This window comes from Kibdelosporangium aridum, assembly GCF_900176515.1.
Lineage (GTDB): Bacteria > Actinomycetota > Actinomycetes > Mycobacteriales > Pseudonocardiaceae > Kibdelosporangium > Kibdelosporangium aridum.
Window position 1 is genome coordinate 13,670 of record NZ_FWXV01000019.1, and the last position, 14,035, is coordinate 27,704.

The 14,035-nt window shown below is 65.6% G+C and carries 13 protein-coding genes, 3 tRNA genes and 1 pseudogene; 9 read left to right on the forward strand and 8 right to left on the reverse strand.

What is annotated here, in order from left to right; all coding sequences use genetic code 11:
* Positions 1–146: 146 nt before the first annotated feature.
* From B9C43_RS60325 to eat, 8 genes and pseudogenes are all read right to left on the reverse strand, one after another.
* Positions 147–251: pseudogene (locus B9C43_RS60325) on the reverse strand (hypothetical protein); the annotation flags it as partial.
* A complete protein-coding gene (locus B9C43_RS51875) occupies positions 248–775 on the reverse strand; it encodes a sigma-70 family RNA polymerase sigma factor (RefSeq protein WP_235039343.1) in 528 nt (175 codons plus the stop codon). The pseudogene B9C43_RS60325 and the gene B9C43_RS51875, both read right to left, overlap by 4 nt.
* Positions 768–1,547 (reverse strand): enoyl-CoA hydratase/isomerase family protein, encoded by a 780-nt coding sequence (locus tag B9C43_RS51880; RefSeq protein ID WP_235039344.1) that lies wholly within the window; start codon positions 1,545–1,547, stop codon positions 768–770. The genes B9C43_RS51875 and B9C43_RS51880 overlap by 8 nt, the downstream gene beginning before the upstream one ends.
* A 10-nt stretch (positions 1,548–1,557) precedes the next feature.
* Positions 1,558–2,754, reverse strand: coding sequence for a ferredoxin reductase domain-containing protein (locus B9C43_RS51885; RefSeq protein WP_084434623.1), 1,197 nt, complete (start codon positions 2,752–2,754; stop codon positions 1,558–1,560).
* Entirely contained in the window at positions 2,751–4,256 is a 1,506-nt protein-coding gene (locus tag B9C43_RS51890; RefSeq protein ID WP_084434678.1) for an amino acid adenylation domain-containing protein, read from the reverse strand. The genes B9C43_RS51885 and B9C43_RS51890 overlap by 4 nt, the downstream gene beginning before the upstream one ends.
* Positions 4,257–4,393: 137 nt before the next feature.
* Entirely contained in the window at positions 4,394–5,059 is a 666-nt protein-coding gene (locus B9C43_RS51895; RefSeq protein WP_160097347.1) for an anti-sigma factor family protein, read from the reverse strand.
* On the reverse strand, positions 5,056–5,466 hold the full coding sequence (locus B9C43_RS51900; protein WP_327225405.1) for a sigma factor-like helix-turn-helix DNA-binding protein: 411 nt from the start codon (positions 5,464–5,466) through the stop codon (positions 5,056–5,058). Before B9C43_RS51900 ends, B9C43_RS51895 begins: the two co-directional genes overlap by 4 nt.
* A gap of 38 nt (positions 5,467–5,504) precedes the next feature.
* Positions 5,505–6,929 (reverse strand): ethanolamine permease, encoded by a 1,425-nt coding sequence (gene eat / locus B9C43_RS51905; RefSeq protein WP_084434625.1) that lies wholly within the window; start codon positions 6,927–6,929, stop codon positions 5,505–5,507.
* 201 nt (positions 6,930–7,130) lie between these two features.
* On the opposite strand from eat, the gene B9C43_RS51910 reads away from it, so the two are divergent.
* The 9 genes from B9C43_RS51910 to B9C43_RS51950 all read left to right on the forward strand — a co-directional run bounded on the left by B9C43_RS51910 (position 7,131) and on the right by B9C43_RS51950 (position 13,981).
* Positions 7,131–8,495, forward strand: coding sequence for a glutamine synthetase family protein (locus B9C43_RS51910; protein WP_084434626.1), 1,365 nt, complete (start codon positions 7,131–7,133; stop codon positions 8,493–8,495).
* The gene (locus tag B9C43_RS51915) at positions 8,476–9,201 is read left to right on the forward strand and encodes a gamma-glutamyl-gamma-aminobutyrate hydrolase family protein (protein WP_084434627.1); all 726 of its coding nucleotides are present in this window, start codon (positions 8,476–8,478) and stop codon (positions 9,199–9,201) included. Before B9C43_RS51910 ends, B9C43_RS51915 begins: the two co-directional genes overlap by 20 nt.
* On the forward strand, positions 9,198–10,562 hold the full coding sequence (locus B9C43_RS51920; protein WP_143447211.1) for an aldehyde dehydrogenase family protein: 1,365 nt from the start codon (positions 9,198–9,200) through the stop codon (positions 10,560–10,562). Before B9C43_RS51915 ends, B9C43_RS51920 begins: the two co-directional genes overlap by 4 nt.
* A gap of 9 nt (positions 10,563–10,571) precedes the next feature.
* The gene (locus B9C43_RS51925) at positions 10,572–11,333 is read left to right on the forward strand and encodes a 3-oxoacyl-ACP reductase (protein WP_084434629.1); all 762 of its coding nucleotides are present in this window, start codon (positions 10,572–10,574) and stop codon (positions 11,331–11,333) included.
* A gap of 13 nt (positions 11,334–11,346) precedes the next feature.
* A tRNA-OTHER gene (locus tag B9C43_RS51930) sits at positions 11,347–11,419 on the forward strand.
* Positions 11,420–11,448: 29 nt separating this feature from the next.
* Positions 11,449–11,524, forward strand: a tRNA-OTHER gene (locus B9C43_RS51935).
* Positions 11,525–11,532: 8 nt separating this feature from the next.
* Positions 11,533–11,605 (forward strand) — tRNA-Ser (locus B9C43_RS51940).
* 1 nt (position 11,606) lies between these two features.
* Positions 11,607–12,920, forward strand: a complete 1,314-nt coding sequence (locus B9C43_RS51945; RefSeq protein WP_235039345.1) for an SDR family NAD(P)-dependent oxidoreductase — start codon at positions 11,607–11,609, stop codon at positions 12,918–12,920.
* Positions 12,917–13,981 carry a leucine-rich repeat domain-containing protein gene (locus tag B9C43_RS51950; RefSeq protein ID WP_235039346.1) on the forward strand — a complete coding sequence of 355 codons (1,065 nt, stop codon included), beginning with the start codon at positions 12,917–12,919 and terminating at the stop codon, positions 13,979–13,981. The genes B9C43_RS51945 and B9C43_RS51950 overlap by 4 nt, the downstream gene beginning before the upstream one ends.
* Positions 13,982–14,035: the final 54 nt, after the last annotated feature.

Below are 14,035 nucleotides of genomic sequence, written 5' to 3' on the forward strand. Positions count from 1 at the left end.
GCCGCGGTCCGGGTTCGGGCCCGGCGGCAGGACGTGCAGGCGGCAGGGCCGTGTTCGGCGAGCATTTCGGTGGCTTGGTCCCGGGGGACAGCGGACAAGATGCCGGGCAGGCCGGCGAGTGCGGCGACATCGGCTGAGCAGGACGGGCAGGTGCGCAGATGCCGCTCGTAGTTCTTCCGCTCGGACGGAGAGAGCGAACCCAGTACATAGGCGACGTCCCAGTCGCGGTACGCGTCCGTCGGGAGGTTCAATGCCCGGTCACTCCTCTCTCTTGCAGGGCGAGGCGCAGCGCACGCAGGCCGTAGTGCAGCCGCGAGCGCACTGTGCCCGGCGGAACCTCAAGCAGTTCGGCCAGTTCGGCCACTGACTGTCCCATGTAGTACGCACGGACGATCACCGTGCGGTGTTCCGGTGTCAGCTGGCTGAGCGCGTCGGCGACCAGCCAGGTGTCCAACGCCGACTCCGTTGGGTCGGAGCGGGCACGTTCGGGCACGACCTCCAGACCGATCTCACGCCGGGCGCGAGCACTGCGGCGGTCGTCGATGACGACGTTACGTGCCACCTTGTAAAGCCACGCCCGTGCGGCCGTGATGCCCTGCGCCAGGATGTCCGGGTTCTTCCATGCGCGTAACAGCGTTTCCTGCACGACGTCCTCGGCGAGCTGGTCATCGCCGGTGAGCCGTAATACGTAACGCAGGAGCGGCGCTGCGTGCTCGTCGTGCAAAGCACGCAGCAGCGCCGTATGGCTCTCGTTGATGACACACCCCCTAGACACGGCGGAAGACTGGCTTGCGCTTGGCCAGGAACGCCGTGGTGCCTTCAATCATGTCCCGTGTGGTGAACGTCCGCCGGAACGACGCCAGCTCGATGCTCAATCCTGCACGGACCTCCTGGCCGCGTGCGGAGTTGACCGTGGCCTTGCACAGGGCCACGGCGGCAGGAGAGTTCGCGGCGATCGTGCCGAGGCTGCGCCGGGCAGCGGCGAGCATGTCCTCCCTGCTGTCGAAGACCTCGTTGACCAGCCCGATCCGCCGTGCCTCCTCGGCGTCCACCTTGCGGCCGGAGTAGATCAACTCCCGCGCCCGGCCGGGACCGACCAACTGCTGCAACCGCACACAGCCGCCGAAGCCGGGGATGAGTCCGAGCAGCACCTCTGGCTGGCCGAACACGGCCTTCGAAGTCGCGTAGATGAAGTCGCACGCCATCGCCAGTTCACATCCGCCGCCGAGGGCGTACCCGTCCACGCATGCGATGACCGGCGCGGGCACGGCTTCCAGCAGGTTCATCACGTCCTGGCCGAGCCTGCCGAACTGTTCACCCTCGTCCGGGCTCATCGCCGCCATCTCGCGGATGTCGGCACCGGCGACGAACGCCGGTCCTGGCGCGCCGGTCAGGATCATCGGCTTCGCGGCCGTGCTGAGGAAGTCTTTCAACTCGGTCAGCACCTGATGGGACAGTGCGTTGCGGGCCGATGGGCGTGTCACGGTCAGTGTCACGAAGTCGTCGGAGTCCTCGACGTGCAGGGTTTCGTAGTCCGATATGGACACTGTGGTCACCTCATGAGTCCCAGATGGCGCCGAACGCTGGAATACCACGGGTTTCCAGCTCCTCGACGACATGCCAAGTGGTCTTCTTGTTGGAGATGCAGATGACGGCCTCGGCCCCGGACTGCACATACGCTTGATAGGTCAGTGCGATGAGATCCGGTTTTCCGTCGGCGTCGGTGTCCCAGATGATCGCGTCTGGTTGTACACCAAGGATTTCGTCGACCAATGCGTCGCCGTAGGTGGCGCGAGGGTTGCGAGTCGACCAGACAAGCAGCGAGGGGGTGTCGCCGGACAACAGGTGCGGCAGGCATGGGCCGATACCGCTGCCGGTCGCGACCCAGACCACCTTGCCGAACAGCTTGTCGATGTTGCCGACACCCGCGGTCGGGATTCCCTTGACCCACACATGAGTCGGCAGATCGTCGATCAGCGACCCGGTCCAGTCACCGGCGCGCGAGATCGTCAGCCGGAACCCGGTCCGCCCCGGCGTCGGGACGTTGGCGAAGGAATGCCATTCCAGCAACGGACTCCGGCTGACCGAAGTGGACGAACCGGCGAACGGCGTCACGCCGTAGTCGAACCAGACGAGTGCCACGTGCCGTGACGGGCGGACGATCTGAACCGGCACCCGGCACAGCCGCAGCCACGGAAGCGCCACGCTGAACACCACGACAGCGAGAACCCACAGACTCGGCGAACTGGCGGCCATCGCCGAGTGCAGTGCGAACAGTGCGAGGACAGTCCATCCGCCGAAGCGGTGTGCTCGCTCGAACCAGTCATGATGGCGTGCGCGCAGCGAGGGCAGAGCGAGCACGATCATCGCGACAAGGAGCGCGAGGATCAACCACGTCAAGGCGAGAGACGGCGCGGTGAAAGGAAACCATGCGGTCGCGCAGACTGCGGCGCCGACGTGCAGGCCACCGAAGTGGTACACCTTGCCCGCGGTCCACCGGATCCGCAACGGCCAGTGTTTCGGCACGCTCGTCGCCAGCCGGAACAGCAGGTTGATCACGTACTGCTGGCGGATCAGCACGGCCAGGGCGAAGTTGGCGAGCACCATCGAAGACGCGTCCACAACCGGGATGCACGCCAGGTTGAGCAGGATGACCAGGGCAGCGAGCCGGTTGTGGTGGGTGAACGGGCGGCGCTTGAGCTTGGCGCGCAACGACCGTCCGGGTGCAGGGAGAGTGATCTGGGTACTCGTCATGCCACGGTGTCCAAACGAGACACCAATGCCCGCCGGTCGACCTTGCCACGGTCGGTCATCGGCAGCCGGTCCACAGGCACGATCAGCGTCGGCGAGCAGTAGTACGGCATGCGTTGCTCGACAGTGTGCCTGGCCAGCTCAGGCTGGACGGTCGCCGGGCTGACGAAGCCGATGAGCCGATCCTCGTGCAGCACAGCGGATGCGCGTGAACACCCGGGAGTCAGCTCCAACGCGGACGTGACAGCGTCCAGTTCCACTCGGAACCCGCGGACCTTCACCTGGTCGTCGGTCCTGCCGTGGTGTTCCAGCTGACCGTCGGACGTCCACCGGCCGAGATCCCGGGTGCGGAACATTCTGCTGTTCCCCCCGAGGAATGGGTCCGGGCGGTACCGTTCGGTTGTGAGCGCGTCGTTTCCGATGTATCCGGCCGTCACACAGGCTCCGCCCGCCCACATTTCGCCGATTTCGCCGATCCGGCACGGCCGGAGGTCTTCGTCCAGGATGTAGACGGTCGTGTTCGGGACCGGCCGGCCGATCGTCAGCGTACCGTCATAGCGCTGAACAGTGTTGACGATGGTGACTTCGGTCGGACCGCAGGCGTTGTGGAATGCCACGCCGTCCGACCAGGACTCGGCCAGTGACCGCGGGCAGCGCTCTCCCGCGACCGCGACGGCGCGCACGTTCGCGCACATCGAGCGATCCAAAGTAGACAGTATGCTTGGCGTGCTGATGATGACGGTCAACGTCTTCGCGGTCTGTTCGATGTCCTGGCCGCGGATCACCAGCGTTCCGCCGTGTGCCAGTGTTCCCAGTATTTCCCATGCGGCCATGTCGAAGGCGATGTTGAGCAGCTGGCCGACCCGGTCACCCGGGCGGATGCCGAGTGACCCTGGTTCGGTGAGCAGGACGTTGCACAGATTGGCGTGGGTCACTGTGACGCCGTTGGGTTGTCCTGTGGTGCCGGACGTGAAGATCACCATGGCGGCATCGCCGCTGGGCCGGGCTCTTCGTGCGGTGACACCGTCTGGAACGGTGTCGATCGCGACGACTTCGCCAAGGCCTGCGGGGATTTCGTGATCACTCGTGGTCAAGATGACGCGGATGTCCGCCGTGCGGATCACGTGCCGCAGGTGGTGCGGTGGCGTGATTCGGATGTCTTGCGGCACGTACGCCGCACCGGCTTTGAGGATCGCGAGGATGCCGACGACCATGTGGACCGAACGGGTGAGGAACAGTCCGACTTGATCGCCCGGACGGACGCCGAGTTCGGCCAGGTGAGCCGCAAGGCGTTCGGCCCGTTGGCCGAGTTCTTGGTATGTCAGGCAAACGCCGAGGTGTTCCACGGCGATCGCGCCGGGGTGCTTGGCGGCTTGAGCTTCGATGGCGTGGTGGATCCGGGTATGTCGCACGGGGACCCTCGCCCCGGATCCGAAGCGCTGGAACAGGATCCGATCGGCGGGGGCCAGTCCGTGCGGTACGGAGAGCTGAAACGGTGCTGTCACGATGGATGCGCCTTTCAGACGGGCCTGTCGGGTCACTCGTTCTGAACGAGACAGCACCGCCTGGTGTTCAACGCACCGAGCAAATTCTTGGTCGGTCTTTGTGGAAAGCGCTTTCCGTCATCCGTCCACAGGGCACCTCAGAAGCGCGCCTCCAGCAGCGTCTTGTCATTGGTGGCCAGGCGGATCTCGATCCGCATGATCTGGTTGCGTGGCACATCGGTCGTCGCCGTTGGCGTCATCGACGTGCCGGGTCCAGCGTTCCAGCTGCCGACACGCGTCGTGGCGCCGTTCGCATCCACGATGTAGAGGGTGTACGGCAACGCGCGCCCGCCCGACGCGCCGCCGTACTCACACTTCACGTCGATCCGCGTGCCCCACGGTTCCTCGACCAACGTCACGGACGCGGTGACCGGGCTGGGAATCGTTTGCGTCAGCTGCGCGGTCACGCCATCGGCTTTCGCGGCCACAGGAGGAGGCTCGTCGCTGGGCAGCAGGATGGCCGTGAGCACCGCGCTCACAGCGGCCGCGGCGACGACCGCCGCGGCGATCCTGATGCGCGTCCACCGGCGGGATTTGCGAGCCGCGGCGAGCAACGTCGGCATCGTGTCCTGCTTCGGCGGATCCAGCAGCTGTACGGCCTGCTCCTGGGGCAGCATCGACAGGATGGCCGGGATCCCGGACAGCTCGGTGACCTGGGTCTTGCAGGACTCGCAGGTCTCCATGTGCTCTTCGTACTCGCGGCGCTCGTCCGGGGAGAGCGAGCCGAGGACGTACGCGGCGTCCCATTCGCGGTAGGACTTCACGGCCCGGTCACCCCTCTTTCCTGCAGTGCGAGGCGCAACGCGCGTAGTCCGTAGTGCAGCCGCGAAAGAATGGTGCCTTCGGGCACGTCCAGCTCCGCGGCCAGGTCCGACACCGATTGTCCCATGTAATAAGCACGGATGATCACGGTGCGGTGTTCCGGGGTCAGCTGGGTCAGTGCGTCGGAGATCAGCCACGAGTCCAGCGCCGGGTCCGCCGCGCCGACGACCTCACGGGCCACCGAGTACAGCGAGGTCGCGACGTCGTGATCGCCGAGCAGATCCGGTTTCTTCGACACCCGCAGCAACACTTCCTGCACGACGTCGTGCGCGCGTTGTTCGTCGTCGGTGAGGCGCAGCACGTACCGCAACAGCGTTGCTGCGTGCTCGTCATGCAAAGCTCGCAGCAACGCGATGTGGCTCTCGTTGATGGCTGACCTCCCGCTAGCTACTCCAGCTCCTGCTCCGCCCTGGCGATCGCGGCGAACTCCTCTTCCGGAGCATTGGCCACCAGGTGGTGCCGGCTGTAGAACCAGAAGTATGCCAACGCCACGACCATGATCCCCGCGGTGACCGCCGCAGCGACCTCGTCGACGAAGAACGTCGCGATCACGGCGGCGACCGCGAGCACCGCGGCGATGCCTGTCGTGATCACACCACCGGGCGTCCGATATGGCCTTTCGAGGTTCGGTTCACGGATCCGCAGCACGATGTGCGAGACGTTGAGCAGCACATAGGATACTGTCGCGCCGAACACCGCGATGTTGATCAGCTTGTCGCCGTTCTGGATCACCACGGCCAGCACGAACCCGATCGTGCCCGGCACGATCAGCGCGAGGTACGGCGTCTTGCGCCGCCCGGTGACCGACAGCCAGCGCGGCAGGTACCCGGCCCGGGACAGGGCGAAAAGCTGCCGCGAGTACGCGTAGATGATCGAGAAGAAGCTCGCGACCAGGCCGGCGAGACCCACGTAGTTGACGAACTGGGCGAGGAAGTTGTCGCCGCCGAAAGCGGTGCGCACCGCGTCGGGCAACGGGTTCTTCGACTCGGCCAATGCCGCCGAGCCCGCGCCGCCCGGCGCGAAGACCAGGATCAACGCGGCGAACAGCAGCAGCACGGTCATTCCGGCGATGATCCCGCGCGGCAGGTCCCGCTTGGGGGCGCGGGCCTCTTCGGCGGCGAGTGGCACACCTTCGATGGCCAGGAAGAACCAGATGCCGTATACCAGTGCCGCCAGCGCACCGGCGATCCCGAACGGCAGGAACGAACTCGCGCCGATCGCGTCGGTCATCGGGATGTCGAACAGCTTGTTCGCGTCGAACTTGCCGATCATCCCGATCACGAAGGCGATCAGCGCGACCGTGGCGATCCCGGTGATCACGAACATCGCCCGCAGCGCCTCGCCGACACCCCACAGGTGCGCGCCGACGAAGATCAAGTAGCAGACCAGGAACACCGGCCAGCCGCTGGTGAGCCCGAACAGTCCCAACGCTTCGACGTACCCGCCGATGAACACCGCGATGGCGGCTGGGGCGATGGCGTATTCGATCAGGATCGCGATCCCGGTCAGGAACCCGCCCGTCGGGCCGAGGGCTCGGCGGGCGAAGCCATAGCCCGCGCCCGCGACCGGGAGGGCGGAGGCCATCTCGGCGAGGCCGAAGACCATGCAGGTGTACATGACGGCCATCAGCACGGTCGCGATCAGCAACCCGCCCCAGCCGCCCTGCGCCAGACCGAAGTTCCAGCCGGCGAAGTCGCCGGAGATCACGTAGGAGACGCCCAGCCCGGCGAGCAGCACCCAGCCTGCCGCGCCGCGTTTGAGTTGGCGCTTCTCCATGTACTGCTGGTCGACTGTCTCGTACTGCTTGGACATCGGTGCTCCCTCGCTGGGATCAACACGCCGGATTAATGGGTTAGCTTCAGTCCTTTTGGTTGCCCGGAAGAGTGATACGGGTTACATCTTCGTGTCAAGACTGCGGTCAGCGGTATACGTGGCGCCGTTGACATGCAGGTTGTCACTCGGGTAGCAATGACCAGCAATGGATCGGGAGCGATCCTTTGGATAGGGGTGCCGATGCGACACACCGAAGGCCTCTTGAACGTCGAGCAGCTGCGCGAGCTCGTCGAATCCGGGGAGATCGACACGGTCCTGGTGGCCATGACCGACATGCAGGGACGGCTGCAGGGCAAGCGGTGCTCGGCCGAGTACTTCATGGAGGAAGTCCTCTCACACGCAACCGAGGCCTGCAACTATTTGCTGGCCGTCGACGTGGAAATGAACACGGTCGGCGGATACGCGATCTCGTCGTGGGACCGCGGCTACGGCGACTTCGTGTTGCGCCCGGACTTGAGCACGCTGCGTCGCATCCCGTGGTATGAGGGCACCGCGATGGTGCTTGCTGATCTTGAATGGGTGCAAGGAGGGCCGGTCGCGCCTTCGCCACGGCAGATCCTGCGCCGCCAGCTCGACCGGCTGGCCGAACGCGGGCTCGAGGCGTTCGTCGGCACCGAGCTCGAGTTCATCGTCTTCGACGACACCTACGAACAGGCGTGGCACAAGACCTACCGCGACCTGACACCGTCCAATCTGTACAACGTGGACTACTCGATGCTGGGCACCGGCAGGCTTGAGCCGCTGCTGCGCGACATCCGCAACAAGATGACCGGTGCCGGGCTCTACGTCGAGTCGGCCAAGGGGGAGTGCAACCCCGGGCAGCACGAGATCGCCTTCCGGTACACCAATGCGCTGGCCACATGCGACAACCACAGCATCTACAAAACCGGAGCCAAGGAGATCGCGGCGGCGCATGGCAAGAGCCTGACATTCATGGCCAAGTACAACGAGCGTGAAGGCAACTCCTGCCACATCCACATCAGCGTGCGGGACAAAGACGGTAACGCTGTCATGGCGGGCGACGGCGAGCACGGGTTCTCCAAGCTGATGGAGCACTTCCTGGCCGGGCAGCTGGCGTGCCTGCGCGAGTTCACGTACTTCTTCGCGCCGAACATCAACTCCTACAAGCGTTTCGTACCTGGCAGCTTTGCGCCAACCGCGGTCGCGTGGGGTGAGGACAACCGGACGTGCGCGCTGCGCGTCGTTGGACACGGTTCATCGCTGCGGGTGGAGAACCGTGTGCCAGGTGGTGACGTCAATCCGTATCTGGCGGTCTCCGCTTTGATCGCGGCCGGGCTGCACGGCATCGAGAACGAACTGCCGTTGGAGCCGGTGCTCACCGGCAACGCGTACGACTCCGACAAGCCGCACGTGCCGCATACTTTGCGTGACGCGGCCGACCTGCTCGCCGAAAGCAAGCTGGCGCGGGCCGCGTTCGGCGATGAAGTGGTCGATCACTATCTCAACGCGGCACAGGTCGAGCTCACGGCGTACGAGGCCGCGGTGACGGACTGGGAGAGAGTGCGTGGCTTCGAACGGCTCTAGGGTGCCGTTGATCGGCATCACGACCTATTTGGAGCAGGCCAAGTTCGGCTTGTGGGAACTGCCGTCCGCGGTGCTCATGAGGTCCTATCTGGATTCCATTGTGGCCGCTGGCGGGATGCCGGTCATGCTGCCACCGGTGGGCCGTTGGCTGCCGGAGCACGTGTCGCATTTGGACGCCTTGGTGCTCTCCGGTGGCGCGGACATCGACCCGAGCCGGTACGGCCAAGCACCGCACGCGGCCACCGGAACCCTGCGGCTGGAACGGGATACGTCCGAATTCGGGCTGTTCCACCTCGCGTTGGAAGCAGACATCCCGGTACTCGGGGTGTGCCGGGGCCTGCAACTGATCAACATCGCGTTGGGCGGCACACTGCACCAGCACGTGCCCGACGTGGCCGGTTCGAACAGCCACAACCCTTCATCAGGGGTCTTCGGCACCAATGACATCAAGCTCGCGCCCGGCAGCGTCGTCGCGAGCCTGGTCGGCGAGCACACGATCGTCCACTGTCACCACCACCAGGCGATAGACCAGCTCGGCTCCGGGCTGACGGCCGTCGGCTGGGCCCAGGACGGCACGGTCGAGGCGGTCGAACTGGCCGAAGCCAGCTTTGTCATCGGTGTGCAATGGCATCCGGAGGAAAACCACACGGATGTCCGTCTGTTCCAAGGCCTTGTGCAGGCCGCCGTTCAAAGGAAGTCCCAGTGACCACAGGGTTCGACGTCATCAACCCGGCCACAGAAGAGATCGTCGAGACCGTTCGGCTGACCTCAGCCGAGGAGACCGACGCGGCGATCGAGCGTGCACACGCCGCGTGGCCAGCCTGGCGAGCGCTTGCTCCGGCCGACCGGGCCCGGCTGCTGCGCCGGTTCGCGTCCGCTGTGGACGCCGACATCGAGAACCTGGCCCAGCTGGAAGTCCGCAACGCCGGCCACACGATCGGCAACGCCCGCTGGGAAGCAGGCAACGTCCGGGACGTCATCCAGTACTACTCGGCCGCGCCCGAGCGCTTGTTCGGCAGGCAGATCCCGGTGCCCGGTGGCGTGAACATGACCTTCGCCGAACCGCTCGGCGTGGTGGGCGTGATCGTGCCGTGGAACTTCCCGATGCCGATCGCGGGCTGGGGCTTCGCGCCCGCTTTGGCCGCGGGCAACACGGTTGTGCTGAAACCCGCTGAGCTGACGCCGTTGACGGCCATTCGAATCGGCGAGCTGGCCAGGGACGCGGGCATCCCCGAGGACGTCTTCCAGATCCTGCCGGGCAAGGGATCCGTTGTCGGGCAACGGTTCGTTGAGCACCCGCTGGTGCGCAAGATCGTGTTCACCGGCTCGACCGAGGTCGGCAAGCAGATCATGGCAGGCTGCGCACGCCAGGTGAAGCGGGTGACACTGGAGCTCGGCGGCAAGAACGCGAACATCGTCTTCGCCGACGCCGACCTGGAGAAGGCAGCGGCCACCGCGCCGTACGGCGTGTTCGACAACGCCGGCCAGGACTGCTGCGCGCGGTCCCGGATCCTGGTGCAGCGCAGTGCGTACGACCGGTTCATGGAGCTGCTCGAACCGGCTGTGCAGGGTGTGGTCGTCGGCGATCCCAGTTCTGACGCGACCGAAATGGGCCCGCTGATCTCGGCCGCGCACCGGTCGTCCGTGGCGTCCTATGTGCCCAGTGACGCTCCGGTCGCGTTTCGTGGCTCAGCGCCTTCCGGTCCGGGTTTCTGGTTCCCGCCAACGGTTCTCGCGCCGGTGTCGCCTTCGGACCGGGCGGTGACCGAAGAGGTCTTTGGCCCGGTCGTGGCCGTGCTACCGTTCGACGACGAGGAAGAGGCACTGCGGCTGGCCAACGACACCGAGTACGGCCTGTCCGGCTCGATCTGGACGCGAGACGTCGGCCGCGCGCTGCGCGTGTCGCGCGGGGTCGAAGCGGGCAACCTGTCGGTCAACTCCCACTCGTCGGTGCGGTACTGGACGCCTTTCGGCGGCTTCAAGCAGTCCGGCCTTGGCCGGGAGCTCGGGCCGGACGCCGTGGCGGCGTTCACCGAGACCAAGAACGTGTTCATCGCCAACGACTGAGGAGCTTGAATGAGGTTGCAGGACCGGGTCGCGGTTGTCACCGGGGGCGGCAGTGGCATCGGCCTTGCGTCAGTGCGGCGCCTGGCCAGCGAAGGCGCCAAAGTCGTCGTCGCCGACATCGACGTGCAGACGGGCAAAGCGGCGGCCGACGAGGTGAACGGCCTGTTCGTGCGGACGGACGTGACAGACAGAGAACAAGTCGAAGCACTCTTCCAGTCCGCAGTGGACACATACGGCTCATTGGACATCGCCTTCAACAACGCGGGCATCTCCCCGCCGGAGGACGAGTCCATTCTGAACACCGAGCCGGACGTGTGGCAGAAGGTGCAGACCGTGAACGTGAACTCGGTCTACCTCTGTTGCAAGGCGGCGATCCCACACATGCAGCGCCAAGGCAAGGGCTCGATCATCAACACGGCGTCCTTTGTGGCCGTGATGGGCGCGGCAACCTCGCAGATCTCCTACAGCGCCTCGAAAGGCGCGGTACTGTCGATGACCCGGGAACTCGGCGTGCAGTTCGCCCGCGAAGGCATCCGAATCAACGCCCTGTGCCCAGGCCCAGTGAACACGCCGTTGCTGAAGGAACTGTTCGCCTCGGACTCCGAGCGCGCACAGCGCCGTTTGGTGCACGTCCCGATGGGCCGATTCGCCGAGCCGGAGGAAATCGCGGCAGCGGTGGCATTCCTGGCAAGCGACGACTCGTCGTACATGACAGCATCCAGTTTCCTGGTCGACGGGGGCATCAGCTCGGCGTACGTGACCCCGCTGTAGGGTCCGCGGTGCAAGCCAGGTAGCGCAGAGGTCGTCGCGCCCCGTCTGCAACTGGGAAGACGCCGGTTCGAATCCGGCCCTGGCTTGCCTCGAACAACTGCTACCCTGCCCGCGCGGATCGGGTAGCGCAGAGGTCGTCGCGCGCGGACTCCAATCCGTGAGGACGCCGGTTCGATTCCGGCTCCGATCCGCGCCACACGGGGTCTTAGCGCAGAGGTCGTCGCGCCGCCTTGCTCAGGCGGAGGACGCTGGTTCGATTCCAGCAGACCCCACGTGATCGATGAGGTGGACTTCGAAGCGTGCCTTGCCATGCTGGCCAAGGTGCGTGCGTTACCGGTCGATCACCCACAGCGACTGGCGATGGAGCGAGCCGTTGACGGCTTCGTCAAAGACGGCAAACGCCGACGCACCAGCGAACGTCGCCGCAAGACTGCTGCGGCCGACCGAGCTTTGATCGCTCAGACGAGCATGGGCGCCGCCGACCGCGTTGAGGACGTTTCGATCGAGGCCGAAGGCGTTGGCGGGACGTTGCGCCGGAGCCGACAGTGCTATGTCTGCAAGGCGGCCTACTTCGAGCTTGACGCGTTCTACCAGTGGATGTGCCCGAGCTGTGCGGGGTTCAATCGTGAGCGGCGTGAGGCTTGCGCCGATTTGGTTGGGCGGCGGGCGCTTGTGACCGGTGGGCGGGTGAAGATCGGGTTCCATGTGGTCCGGATGCTTGTTCGAGATGGCGCTGAGGTCGTGGTGACCACTCGGTTTCCTGCCGATGCGGCACGCCGGTTCGCGGCTGACCCTGTCCTTGGGCAAGCGCTTGACCGGTTGCGCATCATCGGCATCGACCTCAGGGATCCCCGTCAGGTCGTTGGGTTGACGGAGAAACTCCGGGCTGATGGCCAGCCGTTGGACATCCTGATCAACAATGCCGCGCAGACTGTGAAGCGGCCTGCGTGGACGTACGCGCAACTCATCGAGGCCGAGGCTCGCGAGGCGCGGCTCAGCATCGATGCCGCGCCTGGCTTTCAGCCCGCGCTGCCCGATCCGGGGTTGTCCGCGGTCCTGAGCGACGCGTTGGTCGACGCTAGTGGACTGATGGTGGACCCGTCGCTGGACAACTCGTGGACCGCGAAAGTCGGCGACATCGACCCGGCCGAGATGCTGGAAGTTCAGCTCATCAACGCGGTGGCGCCTTATCTGCTGGTGGACGGTCTGATGCCGTTGATCAAGGCGTCGGCGTTCGCGCGGCGGTACATCGTGAACGTGTCGGCGGCCGAGGGCTGGTTCGCCGCGAAATACAAGTCCGGCGCACATCCGCACACCAACATGGCGAAGGCGGCGCTGAACATGCTCACTCGAACCAGCGCCGAAGACCTTGCGTCCCAGGGAATTTACGTGACCAGTGTGGACACCGGCTGGATCACCGACGAAAACCCGGCGCCAACCAAGACGCGGCTCGCGGACCAGGGTTGGCGGCCGCCGCTCGACGTGCTCGACGGCGCCGCCCGGATCTACGACCCTATCGTGCGTGGCGAAGCGGGTGAGCCGCCGTCAGGCGTGCTGCTCAAGGACTACCGGGAGGTGGCGTGGTGAGCCTGGAACCGTTGCTTGCCTGGCTGCGCAGCGGCGAAGAGGCCTCCCAACGCCTCGAATTCCCCATCGGCACGGCGTTGCCAGACGGCCGTCTCGACTTGTGCAAGTCCAACCTGGGTCCGCTCGGTGCTCAGTCCGTTGTGGACGCTTTGCCGGAAGGCGGGCCGGTACGGCATTTGCTGCTCGGTACCGACAGCCTTGGCGACGCCGGTGCGGTGACAGCCGCGGATGGCGCACTGAAGGCCGGAGCTTCGACTGTCTACTTGGGATGTAATGGTATCGGTGAAGGCGGTGCCTGTTCACTCGCGGAGCGGATCGCGGCGTCGCCGGGAATCGTCCGCGGATTGTGGCTGAAGCGCAATCCGATTGGTGCTACGGGTGTTCGTGCTATCGCGGAGCTGATTGCGACCGGTCATGCGCCCTCGACAATCGACCTCGTGCAGACCGGAATGACGGCGTCTGTGCTCAGTGGATTGGTTGATGCGCTTGCGTCGACTCGTGTCGTGAAGCGGTTGTTCCTGTCTGGAAACCACTTTGGTTCAGCCGAAGCGCTTGCCCGATTGGTATCCGACTGTGGACTGGAGGAGCTTTATCTGTCGGCGTGCGGGCTCGGCGACGACGGTGCACGGGTGCTTGCGTCAGGATTGAAGCCGGGCGTACGGCGCCTTTCCGTTGCCAGCAACGGAATTGGTCCTGTTGCTGCTGGTGAGCTGGTGCGTGCGGCTACGCTCGCTGGAGTCGAGGTCGTGGACCTGGGCAGGGTGAAGGCGGCCGGTGTGCTCGGTGCGGACGACAACTGTGTCGACGCCGCGGGTATCGCGGATGCGTTGTCTTCGGGTACGCATCGGTTGTGGCACATGGACTTGCGGCACACCGGGATGGACAGTCGTGGCGCTTTGGCATTGCTGGGCGGTGCGCGGAAGGCGTCCAGTGCGACGCGATTCGTTTTGGGAAGCGGGATCGCGCGGCGGGTGAAACGCGAACTCGGGCACATCGCCTCAGCGCTGCCGGAACTGCTGCCGCACCCGGATGTGGCCGCGATCAGGAGCGTCCACCGCTGATAAGGCGAGCTCGAAAGCGGCTGCCGGTGTGCTCACCCAGACAGCCGCCCGCGA